Origin of the sequence: Pseudomonas sp. JQ170C, from assembly GCF_035581345.1 — a bacterium.
GTDB lineage: Bacteria > Pseudomonadota > Gammaproteobacteria > Pseudomonadales > Pseudomonadaceae > Aquipseudomonas.
Window position 1 is genome coordinate 1,033,511 of the sequence record NZ_CP141608.1, and the last position, 13,968, is coordinate 1,047,478.

Annotated in this window: 11 protein-coding genes; all 11 read right to left on the reverse strand. The window is 59.6% G+C overall.

All coding sequences use genetic code 11. From position 1 onward, the window contains the following. A complete protein-coding gene (locus U9R80_RS04685) occupies window positions 1–6,114 on the reverse strand; it encodes a hypothetical protein (RefSeq protein WP_301837467.1) in 6,114 nt (2,037 codons plus the stop codon). After that, the gene (locus tag U9R80_RS04690; protein ID WP_301837466.1) at window positions 6,111–8,207 is read right to left on the reverse strand and encodes a transglycosylase SLT domain-containing protein; all 2,097 of its coding nucleotides are present in this window, start codon (window positions 8,205–8,207) and stop codon (window positions 6,111–6,113) included. Before U9R80_RS04690 ends, U9R80_RS04685 begins: the two co-directional genes overlap by 4 nt. Beyond that, the gene (locus tag U9R80_RS04695; RefSeq protein ID WP_301837465.1) at window positions 8,207–8,755 is read right to left on the reverse strand and encodes a hypothetical protein; all 549 of its coding nucleotides are present in this window, start codon (window positions 8,753–8,755) and stop codon (window positions 8,207–8,209) included. The genes U9R80_RS04690 and U9R80_RS04695 overlap by 1 nt, the downstream gene beginning before the upstream one ends. A gap of 2 nt (window positions 8,756–8,757) precedes the next feature. After that, a complete protein-coding gene (locus U9R80_RS04700; RefSeq protein WP_301837464.1) occupies window positions 8,758–9,195 on the reverse strand; it encodes a hypothetical protein in 438 nt (145 codons plus the stop codon). Beyond that, a complete protein-coding gene (locus U9R80_RS04705) occupies window positions 9,192–9,653 on the reverse strand; it encodes a GNAT family N-acetyltransferase (RefSeq protein ID WP_301837463.1) in 462 nt (153 codons plus the stop codon). Before U9R80_RS04705 ends, U9R80_RS04700 begins: the two co-directional genes overlap by 4 nt. A gap of 644 nt (window positions 9,654–10,297) precedes the next feature. Then, window positions 10,298–12,097: a DUF927 domain-containing protein gene (locus U9R80_RS04710; protein ID WP_301837462.1), complete on the reverse strand. Its 1,800-nt coding sequence runs from the start codon at window positions 12,095–12,097 to the stop codon at window positions 10,298–10,300. Then, window positions 12,084–12,965, reverse strand: a complete 882-nt coding sequence (locus U9R80_RS04715; protein ID WP_301837461.1) for a toprim domain-containing protein — start codon at window positions 12,963–12,965, stop codon at window positions 12,084–12,086. Before U9R80_RS04715 ends, U9R80_RS04710 begins: the two co-directional genes overlap by 14 nt. Beyond that, a complete protein-coding gene (locus tag U9R80_RS04720; protein WP_301837460.1) occupies window positions 12,962–13,180 on the reverse strand; it encodes a hypothetical protein in 219 nt (72 codons plus the stop codon). Before U9R80_RS04720 ends, U9R80_RS04715 begins: the two co-directional genes overlap by 4 nt. Then, entirely contained in the window at window positions 13,171–13,335 is a 165-nt protein-coding gene (locus U9R80_RS04725) for a hypothetical protein (protein WP_301837459.1), read from the reverse strand. Before U9R80_RS04725 ends, U9R80_RS04720 begins: the two co-directional genes overlap by 10 nt. Beyond that, on the reverse strand, window positions 13,332–13,685 hold the full coding sequence (locus U9R80_RS04730) for a hypothetical protein (RefSeq protein WP_301837458.1): 354 nt from the start codon (window positions 13,683–13,685) through the stop codon (window positions 13,332–13,334). The genes U9R80_RS04725 and U9R80_RS04730 overlap by 4 nt, the downstream gene beginning before the upstream one ends. Continuing rightward, window positions 13,678–13,968 (reverse strand): hypothetical protein, encoded by a 291-nt coding sequence (locus tag U9R80_RS04735; protein ID WP_301837457.1) that lies wholly within the window; start codon window positions 13,966–13,968, stop codon window positions 13,678–13,680. Before U9R80_RS04735 ends, U9R80_RS04730 begins: the two co-directional genes overlap by 8 nt.

A 13,968-nucleotide genomic window follows, 5' to 3' on the forward strand; every position in this document is an offset into this window, starting at 1 on the left:
CTATTTTTTCCCTGTAAGTAGTCCTTTCATCAGCTCCGCAGCATCCTCGGGTTCTTCGTCGCCGAACGTCACATCCCAGAGATATGTACCTTGCCTGGTGATGGGCTTGATCGGGACTCCAAGCAGGTAGCCAGTTGCCGTTACTGCGGATTTGAACACTTGCCCCGAGTCCTTGTCACCCGTTGCCGCGCCAGCAACGCTGGAGGTGAGCTGACGGCCTGCGTTGATGGCCTGCCAAGCGGGTGACAGAGACCCAGCGTGGCCACTCAAGGCTGAACCGATCGTGTCACGAATGACCGGGAAGCCAGAAACGCCGAAGCCGAGTGTACTTTTTGCCATCCAAGCGGCGGTGTTCTCATCCTCTTCCGGGCCTTTCCCTGTCAGCAGGTCGCCGATAACACCCTGGAAGAAAGCTAGCGCCAGCATTGAGGCCGCCGCGCTGGCCACTGTCCTGGAGCCTTGGCGGGCCTCGAATGCCAAGTCACGATTCTGATTGTAGTAGGCGCTGAACGGCGTATAGAACATCGTCAGCAGCCGCATCGCTGCCCCTTGGTCTTTACGCTGAATGGCTGCGATATCCATCACCCCGGTACCACCTTGTGACTGGCGCACCGCCTTGTCCCCATCCAGGGCTGCTGATGCGGTGTCTTTCCCTGTAGCGATCGCATCGCGGTACGCGGCAAGCCAGATTGCCCCGGAGATCCCTCGATCAAGGTATCCGAGCAGGTTGAACGAGAACCGTACCAGGTCGGCTTTCTTCCTGAAGAATGCATTTCGCCCGATGAGTTCGCTCATGTTCGATTGAAGCCGGCCATCTTCCATATCCCAGCGCAGTCGCATTGCTGGAGAGGCCTCAGTGATCATCTTGTAGGTTTCAACTGGCGATCGAATGCCATCGAGCAGTGCAGTCGCGAGCGATCGAGGCTTCACGTACAGAAGCCCTGGTATCAATCCCGCGGCCTGGGCGAGCAGGGTAGTGGTCGACAGCCCAAGGCCAACGATGGAGGTATTTGTGCGCGCCGCGTCCAGGAACTGGTTGAAGTTGCCAGTCTCGGGAGGGTTTCGGTCGTTGGCGATGGCTCTTAACCATGGCAGGAATGCGTCAGCTCCCCGGGGGCCGAGTTTGTTGATGAGCACGGCACGGATGTAAGGATCCTGCGTCAAACGATGGGCATCCTGCAGCGCTTCCCGGTGGGTCAGGTCGTGGACATGCTGCGCCAGGCGTTGAGGAATGGCACTGAGGTCAAGCAGCAATGGCCCCGATACGCTCTCATTGCGCTGGTTGGTGAACCCGTTGCCCGGTAGCGCCCCTTCGAACCCTTCACCGAACAGCTCGCCACCTACGGCTGCAGGTGGCGCACCGGCGCGCTTGCGGTCATAGATGATCGGGAAGTACCCGCCGCGGTACTCGCCGAATGCGGTTGTGATTGGTGTCGGTTCGATACGCGGAGGTTCCACGCCCGACAGACGTTTGTACATAGCCGCAATATCGGGCCAGAGGCCATCGAAAGAGTCCCATACAGACTGCACCAAGTCCCAGTCCTGCTTATCGAGACGCCCCAGCATATCGGCCAGTGATGCCTCGTCGACCTTGTTCCCCTTCATCAACTTGGCGCGGTTGGAATCATTGCCGGTATTGAGCGCATGCATGATCAGTTCGCGGCGGTTGAACGACTTGCCCAGTGTTGGGATGTAGAACCGGTCAGCCAAGCGCTCGGCGTCCATGGTTGCAAAGCGTTCGACTATTGATCGGATCCCTGCATTGAACAGGCGGCGCTCGTCGGCTTGAGCCTCGGCGAGTGGATTCCAGATCAGCTGATGCCAAGGGCCATTCGTGTCTCTGCCGTCCAAGCGGTTGATCACGTTCTCCATCCGAGTCAATGAGGCGTCTAAGCCCTGCAGAAGGTTTGCCGCCTTGTCACCAAGCGTTTCGCTGCTTTCGGATACGGCGACTTTTCGAGCACGTTTGGGGACATTCGTGTCTAGCGCTGCAATCAGGTCAGTTCTGGCCTGTTCGTAATCTCGCTTGTCCTTGCGGTTCAGCAGCTTGTTTTTCAGCTTGGCCATATGCTCGATGTTTGACACCGCGTCGCGAAGGCCGCCGAGCTCTTCGAATGTCAGATCCCGATAGTTGATGCGGGCGCTTTGCTCAATCAGGTGTTGTGGCACCGCGACGATGTTGCCCGCAGCTTCCTGCTCGCTGACGAACTGGGCAAGGCTGCGCCGGCGCTCAACTTGGGGGCCGCTGACCTTGCGGAACTCGTACTGATCGAGCAGGCCTTCGATTTGCTCCAGGTAGTTCGCTCCGGCTTTGCCGATCCGTTCCCGGGTTGCGGGCTTTTCAAAGCGGCGCATGAAGGCGTAAATCCGTTCTTCTTCCTTGCGGGCAGCGGTTGCCTCGCGGAAGAGGTAATGGTTCAGAAGCTCTCTCTGCTTGGCCTCTGCGGCCTCTTGCCAGCGATTCTTCGAGGCGAAGTTGAAGGCGTCCCTATTAGCCTTGCGCTCTGCGTTGAGGTACAGGTGAGGCTGGATTTCTCGAACCACCTTGTCTGCGATCACTTGCCTGGCAACTGAGCGGATGACATCGAGGGGTGGAATGGTGCTGTAGGCATCGGTACGCAGAGCCCGAGAGTCCGAATCCCTGGCCCTTTGTACCTTGTCTACTTGACGGCGCAGACGTTCGATTGCCCGCAGTTCCTCTCGCAGAACCTTGGCGCGATCGTCGTTGTGCACAGCTTCGATGGCCCGGTCGGCCAGGGAGCCGTCGTTGAGCATATCGCCGTACTCGGCACGCATCCTGGCGTCGGTCTCAGCTTTGATGAGCTCTTTCCGCGGGCGAGCTCCTACAAGAGCCTGCACCAGCTCATCGCCCGACGTGTACCCGAACTGTTCAGCAACCAGGTCGGGGTGAATACCTTCTTCGTCCGTCATGCCCCGTAGGCGTGAAACGACGGTCTTGCCGTAGCGCTCTACCAGTGGGCCGCGGAGCAGCTTTGCCGGCACTCCAATCGTCCTGTCAGGCTGGAGCCCTTTCAGCAAGTAATCTTGGACGCGATAAACCGGTTGGGAATCAACTTCGGTGCCTACGTCAGCGAGCATTTTCTCGCGGGCATCTTTCCACCACTTCTGTTGCTCCTGGGTCAGTTCGCTCAGAGCGTCAGCTGTAAGCCGTGCTTCAGCAGCCTGGCCGGCCTTACTTGCGGCGGCGTGATAAGCGTCGAACTCAGCTTTCGACATGCCGGCAGTCTGGGCATCGCTGAACAAGTTGCGGAAAGGGGCCTGGGCAACGGCTATTTCATCGTCGGTCGCCAGGAGACGATCAAACACCCGGCGCACCTCGTCGTTGATCTGCACGTTGAGACGGCTGACGTCGCGGTAGATCTGAGTCAGCCACGCCTTGAAGCGTGAAAATGCCGACTGCAGCGCAGCGCTGGGGGCTTTCCCTTCACGCAGGTACGCCTCAAATCCCCGGGCGAACTGTTCATGCTGCTCTACTTTGATGCCATCGCGACTACTGACGCCAAACCATTCCAGGATCGTCTGGTAGTCCTGCTTCACTTGCTCAGGGGCATCGGTGCGCTCAGCGAGGTCGCCCAAAACCTCAAGGTAGAAGTGACCAGTTTCATGCAGGAAGGTCGAGAGGTTGGCCTTGTCGGTGAGTTTGATTTCGAACTTGCGGTCGCTACCGAACTGGATGAAACCTCGCGCACCATCCTCCGATTGATCAAAGCGAACGGCATCACTACCCAGCAGTGTTCGTCGCGCTGAAGCGTTGTCCATGACACTTAGATCAAGACCAGATTGCTCGAGCGCCCGTTGGAGGTCATCCAGTGAGCCGCGCGCGTTGAGTAGTTCCTGATTGATGTTGCCTGGCGCTGACTGACGTTGGCCGCGCAACTCTTTGTCCAGCGAGGCCAGGAGCATGTCCGGAGTGGCAGTGAGCACATTGCCCAGGTATCCGGCCTCTGCGGCCAGTGCCGCCATATCGTCCAGGCTTCGCCCCCCTTTTCTGGCGATTCGGTTGCTACCCCGGCGCCCGACATCAACGTCGCGTGCCGCGAGCTCGCCACCATCGTCACGGATGCCGCCCCGCTCACGGATGAAGTCGATCAGTGAGGCACCGTAGATGGCGCCGTCGTCGGGGATATCTCCCGCCCGCAGTCGATCAAGCAACAGGTCTAGCTGATCGACGCCGCCAGGCGTGCGCAGCACTTCTGGAATGTCCTGACCGATGCGGAGCCGGTACTCGTTGAACAGGTCATATGGATCAAGGCCTGAACGTTCCCCCAGAGATCGGAAGGCTGATTGATACAGCGAGGCCTCTCGATCTGCCGTCTGCGCTTCACGGCCAATGCCAAGCAACTGGCCGCGGACGTCCTCATAGACCCGACGATCGGAGGTGGCAGCATGGCCCTGTTCGACCTGGTCACGCAGACGTTCCAGTTCCTGAGGGGCGCGCTGTTGAAACTCTGCAAGCTCCCGCAGCGTCATCGCGTCGGGTGTAGCCCGAATATCTTGCTCAAGGCCGCGGTGGTGACCATCTTTAGCGATGACTGATGCCCACTTCTCCAGCGGGATAGAAATGTCTGCGCCAAGCTCCAGGGCTTCACCGAGGGCGTCGGCGTTTCCTGTGGCCGCTTTGGCATATTGGTCAGGGTCAAGATTGTTCTCTTGGAAGTAGCGCTGGAACTGCTCGGCGGGTACCAGAATGTTTTCTACGGTACCGCCTGCTTGCTCTTTTAGCCTGGCCACCAGAGCTTCCGCCCGCTGCGGAGAGCGTTTGAACATCTTGGAGTTCTGGGCCATGTCGCCCAGTTGCTGGACTGCAGCCAGATCCTGCTCGATCTGCCAATAGCGCCGGCCAGAGCTGGCGCTAGCGATCGCCACATCAAGCGGGGAGGTGGCTAAGCCCAGGGCTGCGTTCAGGAACATTTCACCGCCGGTGGCTTGTTCACCCACGGCTGCGGCGCCGGCCACCGTGCCGCCAACTCCACCGGCAGCCTGAGCGGCCCCCTCAACTGCGATGTTGCCAAGCTTTCCTGCGATGCCACGACCGGCAAACGGAATCGGCAACATGCCACCCAAGGCGTTGACCGATGCCTCAGCCAGGGTGCGCTTGAGGCTGTAAGCGTAGGCTTGGTCAAGGTCGCCAGTCTTCTTGAGGCCTTCCGCCAGATTTTCACCAGCGCCGCCAGCGATACCGGTACCGAAGTTCACGCCACCCACTACGATGGCTTTCTCGGCAGCACGCTGCGCGAAGGTGCTGGCGAGTCGGCTGACGGCGAAGCTCTTCACGGGCTGGGTGGCGACACCGCCGACAACGCCTCCAGCCATGAGGCTTGGGAGTGCTTCCGTAAGTGCACTGCCGATCAACCCTGGATTTCGCAGCGCATAGATGGCCGTATCGCCCGACGCACCGCCCACTCCTGCACCACTGGCGCGCGCCTGATCAAATATCTGTCCGGCGAATGCGATGCGTTGGTCGCGAGGAAGAGCCAGATATCCTTGAGCCACGGTGGTCACGTTGCTTTCTGTGCGACCCGAGTAGTTCGGCTCCTCACCATCGTTGCGATCCAGAGCGCTCTGGGGCGCCAGGGCATTAACGAAGAAGCCGCCCACGGACGACAGCGCCCTGTCCAGCATGTTGGCGCCGGCTTCACCGATGATGCCGAGCTGACCAAACCCCTTAGTTAGCGCATCGCTCTGGCTTGTGGAGTGGGTCTGCCCTGACTCCTTGACGAAGCGGTCGAATGCGCCTTCAACATTTGCAAGCCCGTCGATATCGTCGTGGGCTACGCCGGCGTTGTTAGGGTCAGTCAGGAACTGATTGGTGGTCGGTGCGCGCGCTAGCAGCGCGTCATAGTCCACCGACGCAAGCTTGGCTTGGCGCTCAACCTGCTTACGGTTGCGAACGACCATGTCGGATGGAATACCGGTCAGCTCCGACAAGCGTTGAATGTTGGCCTGATCATCGGGGTTGAGATCTGCGACATAGCTCAACGCATTTCGGGGGTTGGGCTTGTTCTGCTGGCTCTGAATGACAGTGTCGTACTTGTTGGTTTGGCTGTCCGGAGATATGGGCTCGCCGGCGAGCGCTTCATCGTACTTACTCATTGGTTGGCCTCGTTGAACAGATCCAGAATCGCCTTGTTGGTTACTTGTTGCTTGGCTCGGCCCAACGCGGCCTTGATCTCCTCGACTTCACTCGGGGGAATCTGCTTCACGTCCGTCACCAGCACGTTGTCCCCTGGCTGGCGCTCGAAGGCACGCCGCTTGTTAGTGAAGAGGCCGAACACACCGGAGCCCTGAACCTCTCCCTGGATGAACGCCTGGTCAACGATCTGCTGAACCTGGTCGTGAGTAGCCTTCTTCCCCTGCTGCTCTTCAACGCCGCGGATCTGATCGTCCACATAGCGTCGAGCTACAGCCAGGCGTTTCGCATCCTCTGATCCCGGCTTGGGGTTTGATTTCATGCCGGCGTTTCGAAGGGCGTCGTTGAACATCGCAGTGCTGGTGGCGATCGATGCCGTGGCAGATGGGCCACCGGCTAGGCGCTTGATCTTGAGGTCGGTCAGCCTGGTGAAATCCTCGTTGCTGAACTTGTCCCGCATGTCGAGCAGATTGACGTCATTGCCGTTAACGATGAGATCCCGGACACGGGTGTACACCTCGGGGTCGGTTGGCTGGTTAGGCTTGAATGCCATCAGCTGCTTACGGTCTTTTGCCGGCAGCTTCGTCCAGAGGTCAGGATCCATGTCTTGCCACTTGTTACCTGCCAGCACGAAGTCCCATGCCTGCCCCTGGTTCTGCGTATGCTCTTGCTTCACTTGATCTTGCTGCCAGGTGAAACGGTCGCGAGCGTCAGCAATCGCGATACGCTTCTGCTCCGGGGTTAGATCGGTGCGAGCATCGATTTGCTGTGCAATGGGGCCGAATGTGGGCTGCGTGTCGCGCTGCGCGGCGTTCAACACCTTCTGGGTGTAGCCCTTGGTTTCTTTGAAGGGAATGCTTTCAACGAACTCGGATTCGCTGATCTCACCTTTCCTTGGATCGCCGATTTGCTGGATCCACTCTTGTACCTTGCCCGGGCCAGCGTTGTAGGCCGCGATCGCCAGCGCTTCGGAGCCATCGAAGGTTTGGAGCAGCTTGCCGAAGTAAGCCTCACCCAATGAGCGGTTGTAGTTGGCATCAGTTCGAAAGCGTTGCTCATCCCAAGGAAGGCCGGCAGCTTTGGCGGCCTCTGGGCCTGTGCTTGGCATGACCTGGGCAATCCCTACTGCACCGCGGCTGGATGTGAGGGGCGCGCCGGACTGGTCAAGTTGCCGCCCACCGCTTTCGGCCTGGATCATCGCGGAGAAAACAGGGCCGGCGCCAGTGGTCGCCTGCTCGACAGCTTGGGCTCCCGCTGTGACACCGACGCTCCGATCGAGCAGCGGGGAGAGGGTCTTCAGAACTGCCTGGCGAGTCTTCACGCTCATCCCGGCGTAAGGCCCATTCTCCCAGTCAGACACATCACGCTGTACTGCCTGGAGTTGTTGGGTGTCGTTGCCCGCGTTATGTATCCGGGCAAGGGCATTGGCTGAGTAAGCTGTTTGCTCAAACGTCCGGAGTTCCTTATCCCAACCGTCGACACCATAGGCAGTGCGCCCGACCGCCTGGACGCCTTCAACACGGGCGCGTCTCAGGATCGTGTTCAGGTCTGCGTCTGGCCTTGCTGCAGCGCCTTCCAGGCCATCAAATCGTGAGCGCAGCTCACTCTTCGCTTGGCCTGTTCTTGCTTCAGTCGCCGCCTGTTGTACCTGTTGAAGCTTGTTCATCTGTAGCTTGCGCATAGCAAGGTTCAGATGCTCCTGATCGCTCTCATCCAGGCCATCAATCTTGGGCGGATCCAGCTTGCTCACGAACTGCTGGTAGCTCGATTCACCCTGGTCGGGCTGAATCTCTAGAGACTTGAGCTTTCCGCTCAGCTCAGTTGCACCAGTGTCGAGCTGGCTTTCATAATCCAGCAAAGCATTACTGACCTTAAGCCCGGTAAGCTCCCGTTCTTCTTTTCGCTGTTGATCGAGCACATTCAGAGCAGTGTTCTGAATGGCGCCTGCAATCTGTTGAGCACCTCGAGAAAGCGCGCTCGGGTCAGGTGTGATTACACGGTTTTGAGGTGCCTCGGGCAAAACCCGAACTCCTGGGCCCGTCGGTATCTTTGCCATCAGCTATTCCTCACCCATGCCGGATTGGTATTCAGTGCATCAGCCTGCCCCTGCATGTTCAGGCCAGTTTTCTTGCTGGATTTCCAGCCGCTAGCGATGTTGGAGGCGCCGGCGAGGACACTTGATGTGGCTTGCATATTTGCGGCTGTGCGAGCCTGGCTACCGGCAAGCTGCATGTTGCTGGCGTCAACGTATCCGCGCTTCTTCGCCTCCTGGGCGTTGAAAATGGTCAGTACAGCGTCTTCCTCCGCATCACCAATGATGTCCTTGTTGATGTTGAGTGCGGTGCCCTCGCCAACTTCAACGCCGGAAGCTGCCAGTGCGGCATTGGCCTGGCTGGCTTGTGAACGGGCCATCTTGCGAATGCGCTCTGCCTGAACCTTGGCGGCGCTCAGCGAGTTGTCCGCATCCAGCTGAGCCTGCTCGGATTGAGCATCGGCGTTGAGTTGCGCTTGCTTGCCCTGCTGCACTGACGAATAGGCCGAGTACGCGGTCGAGGCTGCGACTGCAGCTGCGGCTACGTAGGTGGCAGTGGTTGCTCCAGACATGGTTACTCTCCCGAGATGTAAATGGAGTTGGTGGCCTGCCGGCGAGAAAGCAGCAGGTTGGTTTCGGCGGTGAACTCTTCTTCGGCCTGCTCCACGGTCTTGGCCTGGGTGGCGAAGGTCATGGTCAGATCGGTGTCGGTGTGGGCCAGGAATGCTTGCTTGCGCCCGGCCTGGCCTGGCAGCACGTGGTAGCCGGCCAGTTCGCAGGCCTCCCCCCCGATGAATACGGTGGCGTGACCGGAGAGGATCAGAAGGGTTGGGATACGTATCAGGGCGCCCGTGAGCATCACGCCGGCGGGGATGCGGATGGTTCTGGCATACACCCCGGCATGGAAGTGGTGCTGAGTGGCGATCGGCACCTGCGGCATTTGCGCCAGATGGGACTCGAGCGCCCGCACCTTGGCGACCTCATCGCTGTTCATTGTCGGGAGGCGGTTCATGCCAGGGCCCTCAAGAACACTTCGTTGGTCTGTCGGTAACCGGAGCGCGGGAGCACCTGGGCCAGTCGACTATTCACCGGTGCACTGACCATTAGCGCGGTGGCGCCCAGCTCCAGGGCCCTTGCCTCAGCGGCGCGCAGCAGCTTCAGCCCGGAACCACCATCGCGATAGGCCGGCGACACGAAGAACGATTCCATGGTGCAGATGCGGCGCCCCGAGTAGTGGGGCAGGGCGTAGACGAGCAGCGATGCAAGGCCAACAAGATTTGGCGCGAAGACGCCAACCAGGTGAAGGGCGCCAGCGGCCTCCATGGCTTGGTACGCCGCGAAGTCGGGTGAAGCCGTACCGAACTCGGGAATACTGGACTCTTCGCTGTAAGCTGCCAGTAACTCTTGCAGCGTGCTTGATTGCTCAGTTTCTGCAACCGTGCAGCTTCGAATGGTTGTCTCTACGCACATGTCAGCGCTCCTGTATCTGGACAATCTGTTGGGAATTTTCGGATGGCATATCTGGATTTCCGAACTCTGGGTGCACCACCAGAGCGTTAGGCCAGCGGTACCGAACCTCTTTCAGGGCTTCCGCTTGCGTCATGGGTTCTCCGATCATGCTGCAGAGCGATTTGCCGTCCAGGACGACCCGCCAATGGGAAAACCTGGGCTCAGTCGACTGCGACGAGGTGGGGGCTGGCAGTTCTGGAGGCTTGGGCATAGAAGCCGCGGCCAGCCGCTCAAACATGCCGCTCAGAACGCTCATGGCTTTAAGTCACTAAGAGGTGTGTGTTCCCACTTGTTCACACCTCTCTCTATTAGTGGGAACGCCTCTAACCCCCGTCGGCATTGGCTGTTCCCACCGTTCCCACTGTTCCCACCACTTTTCATCAATGGCTTATTCAGGGAGTTGGAAAAAGGTGGGGAAAACAACCACTGAGGTACGTGCTCCCAATAAAGTGTTTCTGTGTTTCCAAAAACGGTGGGAACAGTGGGAACTGCGGGAACGGCCAGAGCTGGCAAGGGCTCCAGCAGTTCACACCCGTTCCCACCAAGATTCGTAGTGGGAACAGCGTCCGGTCGGGCAAGGGGCTGATGCAGGGCATATGGCGTGTTCATTGGTTCACGCCCTCTCGATCCAGAGGCTCTGTATCGATGACATACAGCCCACTGCTGCCACCTCCGGGAAGGCGGTATTTCTTGGTGTACCGCTTCTTGTCGGTGTCTCGTTTAGCCAGAGCGCCGGCGTTGTCCAAGGCTTTGACAACTCGGGGCAAACCGTACCCGCGGGCGGCCTCAATCAAGGCAGACTTGTTGAACAGGTACAGCCGCTTTCCTCCCAACGACTCCCAGTATCCGGCCCGGTTGGGGACTCGGGTTTCGGCTTGGTCGTCGCTGACATCGGAGAAACGACTGCTGCCGTGGCGATCGATGAAATCGAGGATGCTGGAAAGGATCTGGCGATCTTCCGCATTGCCACTGCCAACTCGGTTGAGCCACTCACCGTAAAGAAGTTGGCAGTCGGCGAGGGCGCTGCCTTCCTCCCAGGGAAGAAGCCCGTATGCAATTGCCATCTCGCAGGCCAGGGCGATGACCGCGAACCTGTCGGCTACTCGGCCCGCCTGGGCGTTGTCCTCGACAAAGGTCTCGCGAACCCGGGCAAAGTCCTCAAGCAAGCCTGAGGGATCCTGTTTAGCCACCAAGCACTCAATGAACGCGGGGCCGAGAAGTCCGTGATTTCGAGTCACTGCGACGGTAAGGGATCGGTGGAAGTCTGCGCCGGCCAGGCCATGCAGTTCATCGAATGCCCTATGAGTTCGCGTACCAGCATTGACGTCGACCATGCGAAGCTCCGAGCCGGCATGCGCGGCATTGCCAGAGATGGCTGCATGTTCTGAAAGCGAGCGCTCGCCACTGGAGAGCGTGAGGAGGCGCCAGCTCAATTTCCCCCGGGCCTCTCGATCACGGGTCATGGTTCCCTTGCCCTGGCCGTTGGCGAGGGAGTAGGCCATTTCCTGTACGCGCTTGGGGTCGGCGCGCTTGATCTCATCAAGAGGCAGGATGGTGTCATTGCGGCTTGAGGCTTCAATCTCCAGGCCGCCCTTGCTCATGTCCCAGCTAGCGGCGAAAACACCTGGGTCGCTCCAGACGGATGACCCCACCAACTGCGCCAAGGACTTACCACTGGAGCTGTCACCCACCAGGTGCACGCCACCACCAAGGACGCCGACCAGGCTGAGCAATGGGCCTGCCAGCGCGCAGCCGATAGCCAGCACCAGGACGGGGTTGCCCGCGCACTTGGCCGCGATCTCTTGTTGCCAGTCGAGGAGACTCCCCTTGGCTTTGAACAGGCTCTGTTCCCGACCGCTGGCTTGATACCGGACATTCCCGTTGCCAATCGTTCGACCAGGAAGGACAAATGCCCCGGACTCGTGCCAACCAGGGCGACTCGTGGTCGCGAATACCTCTGCAGGCGTCTGGTCGAGCAGATACTCCATGAACGTTATGCGCTTCTTGAGTGCGATGATCACACCCATGCCGAAGAGCTGGCGGCGGGCGTCTTCTCCGCTACCACCAAACACCTCCATGGGAATGATCCAATCTTTGTGTCCGGCCTCGACCTTCATACGCAGTAAGCGGCCTTCGCTGCCGTCATCGCTACTGATCGTGCGCGCCATGACCGTGACTGGGCTCGAGATCCATTCATCAACAACTGGGCGATCGCTGCCGTCATCGCCATCCGTGTCTTGATCGCTCGCGGTGCGCTGGTAGCCATGCCAGTACACGCCGGGTTTCAGCTTGCGTCCCTTCTCATTGACTACCCAATGCTCATAGACGCCCCAGCAAGGTCGATCAGGGCTAATGGCTGGCGCTGTCGCGCGCAGATTGATCACCTTCTTCTCAGGCTTGGCCATTGGCACGCCTCCAGTTCGCGAGGTCGTTGAAATCGGTCAAGCTCGGCGGAGCATCCACAGGCCATTCCGGAAAGGTAACGAGACCGCGGCAGGCCAGGGCCGCAGCGTTCGCGGCTGCGCGCCCAGGGTTGCCATCGGTATTGCGGTCATCGTCGCCGGCGATGATGATTTCCACGTTGGGGTAGCGACTGCGGAGAGCAGTGGCCACTGCCTTGAGGTTGCCGGCGTTCATCGCGCACGCAACGGTGTAGCCGCCGTCTTGATGAAGGGTCGCGCCAGTGGCCCAACCTTCACAGATGCAAACAGCGGTACCGGGGGAGATGCGACCGAGGGTTGAGTAAGCCCCTTTGATGCGTCTGCCATACAAGAAGCGTTTCGAGCCGTCCTGGGCGATGCGCTGCAGGTTCACCAGCTCGCCGGCAACGTAAAGCGGCACAAGTAGTTCGTCTCCGCGTTGGCGCAAGGCGTGGGAGCGAACCTGTTTGGTAACCAGGTATGGATGCTCCGGATCCGCACGGCGAGCATCGCGCCACCAGTGCTGAGCCAGGCTCGCGGCCTTGAGCTGGCGGCGTTGTTGCTCGGCCTCCCGCTGGCGGCGTGCCTGCTCAATGCGCTCGCGCACCTGCTCGGCTTCTCGGGCGTCCACAGGCTCACGACTACACCAGGTGCTGGCGCCACCCGTCTTCCAGCTTCCAAACGCGCCCGATGCGATGCCATCAGCAAACAGGCAGTACCAGCCGTTCTGCGTGTTGGGCTTGTCCCCGGGAACGTGGAAGCGGTGGATGTCGCCATCGTCCAGAGGGAGCCAGTCGAGCGGCCCATAGGCCGACTGGAGTGCGTCACGGAAAAGGATCACTGAGTCAGTCATACGGCATCCAGCGGCGGGTTGTGCCGTTCCACGACTACGGTAAGCAATTCCACCATGCCTTCCAGGCAGTGCTTACCCAAAGGGTCTTGCTCGCGAGCATGCAGCTTGATCAGATGATCCAAGCCAACCTTGATCATGTGCAGGCTGCGCGCGTCGATGTGTGGCCGCTCTTTCGCTGACACGCTCATTGTCGGATCAAACGGAATCACAGGCATGGCAGTGCCTCCACGGTGATTGGCTGTGAAGGATTTGCGGCGGCAAGCACTTGTGAGCATCCAGCCTGGATCTGCATGAGCAGGCGAAGATTGGCCGAGTCGGTGTGCGAGTAGCCGCGGTCGAAAATGCTGCTCACGAGGTTGAGGACGGTCATCGCTCATCCCTCTCACCCGGGGTGTCGATACAGGCCTGCAGAACCTCTTTCAGGTTGCGCTCGAGATCTTCGAGTTCGGACATGAGCAGATCCGTAGCCCGTTTCAGTCCTGGCGATTTCGACTTACGGCCAATGAAGTCGGTCAGTGTCTGGAGCATGACTAGCGACAAGTCGACCCTGACGCAGAACATAGTCAGCGCACTGTCACGGGCTTCCACTTGCCGGGCGATCAGCGCTTGTTTCGCCTGGAACCTCTCCACCAGGTCAATCATCTCGAAGGCCTGCTCTTGGCGTGCCAACGCTTCAAGGCGTTCAGCGTCTGTTACCTCTGGATGGGTTTGATTACCCATGCCCCACCTCCGAGCTGCTGGCGCCAGCGAAAAGCCGGCAGACATAGCCGTTGTTCACCGCATGCCAGCGGGTCATGTTGTCGATAGCCGCGACCGGGCGAGCTGACACAGTCGCATCAGCACTACGCAGAACTACGCGCCCACACTCGGCATCGGCGTGGGTCAGGAACGGCCCAAGGACGTCGCGCGGGGCCTTCGGGTGAGTCACGTAGAACAGTTCGGTGACTTTCTTAGGGCAAGCCGATCCCGTCAGCGCAATATCGCGCTGTTGAAAATTGGTCAT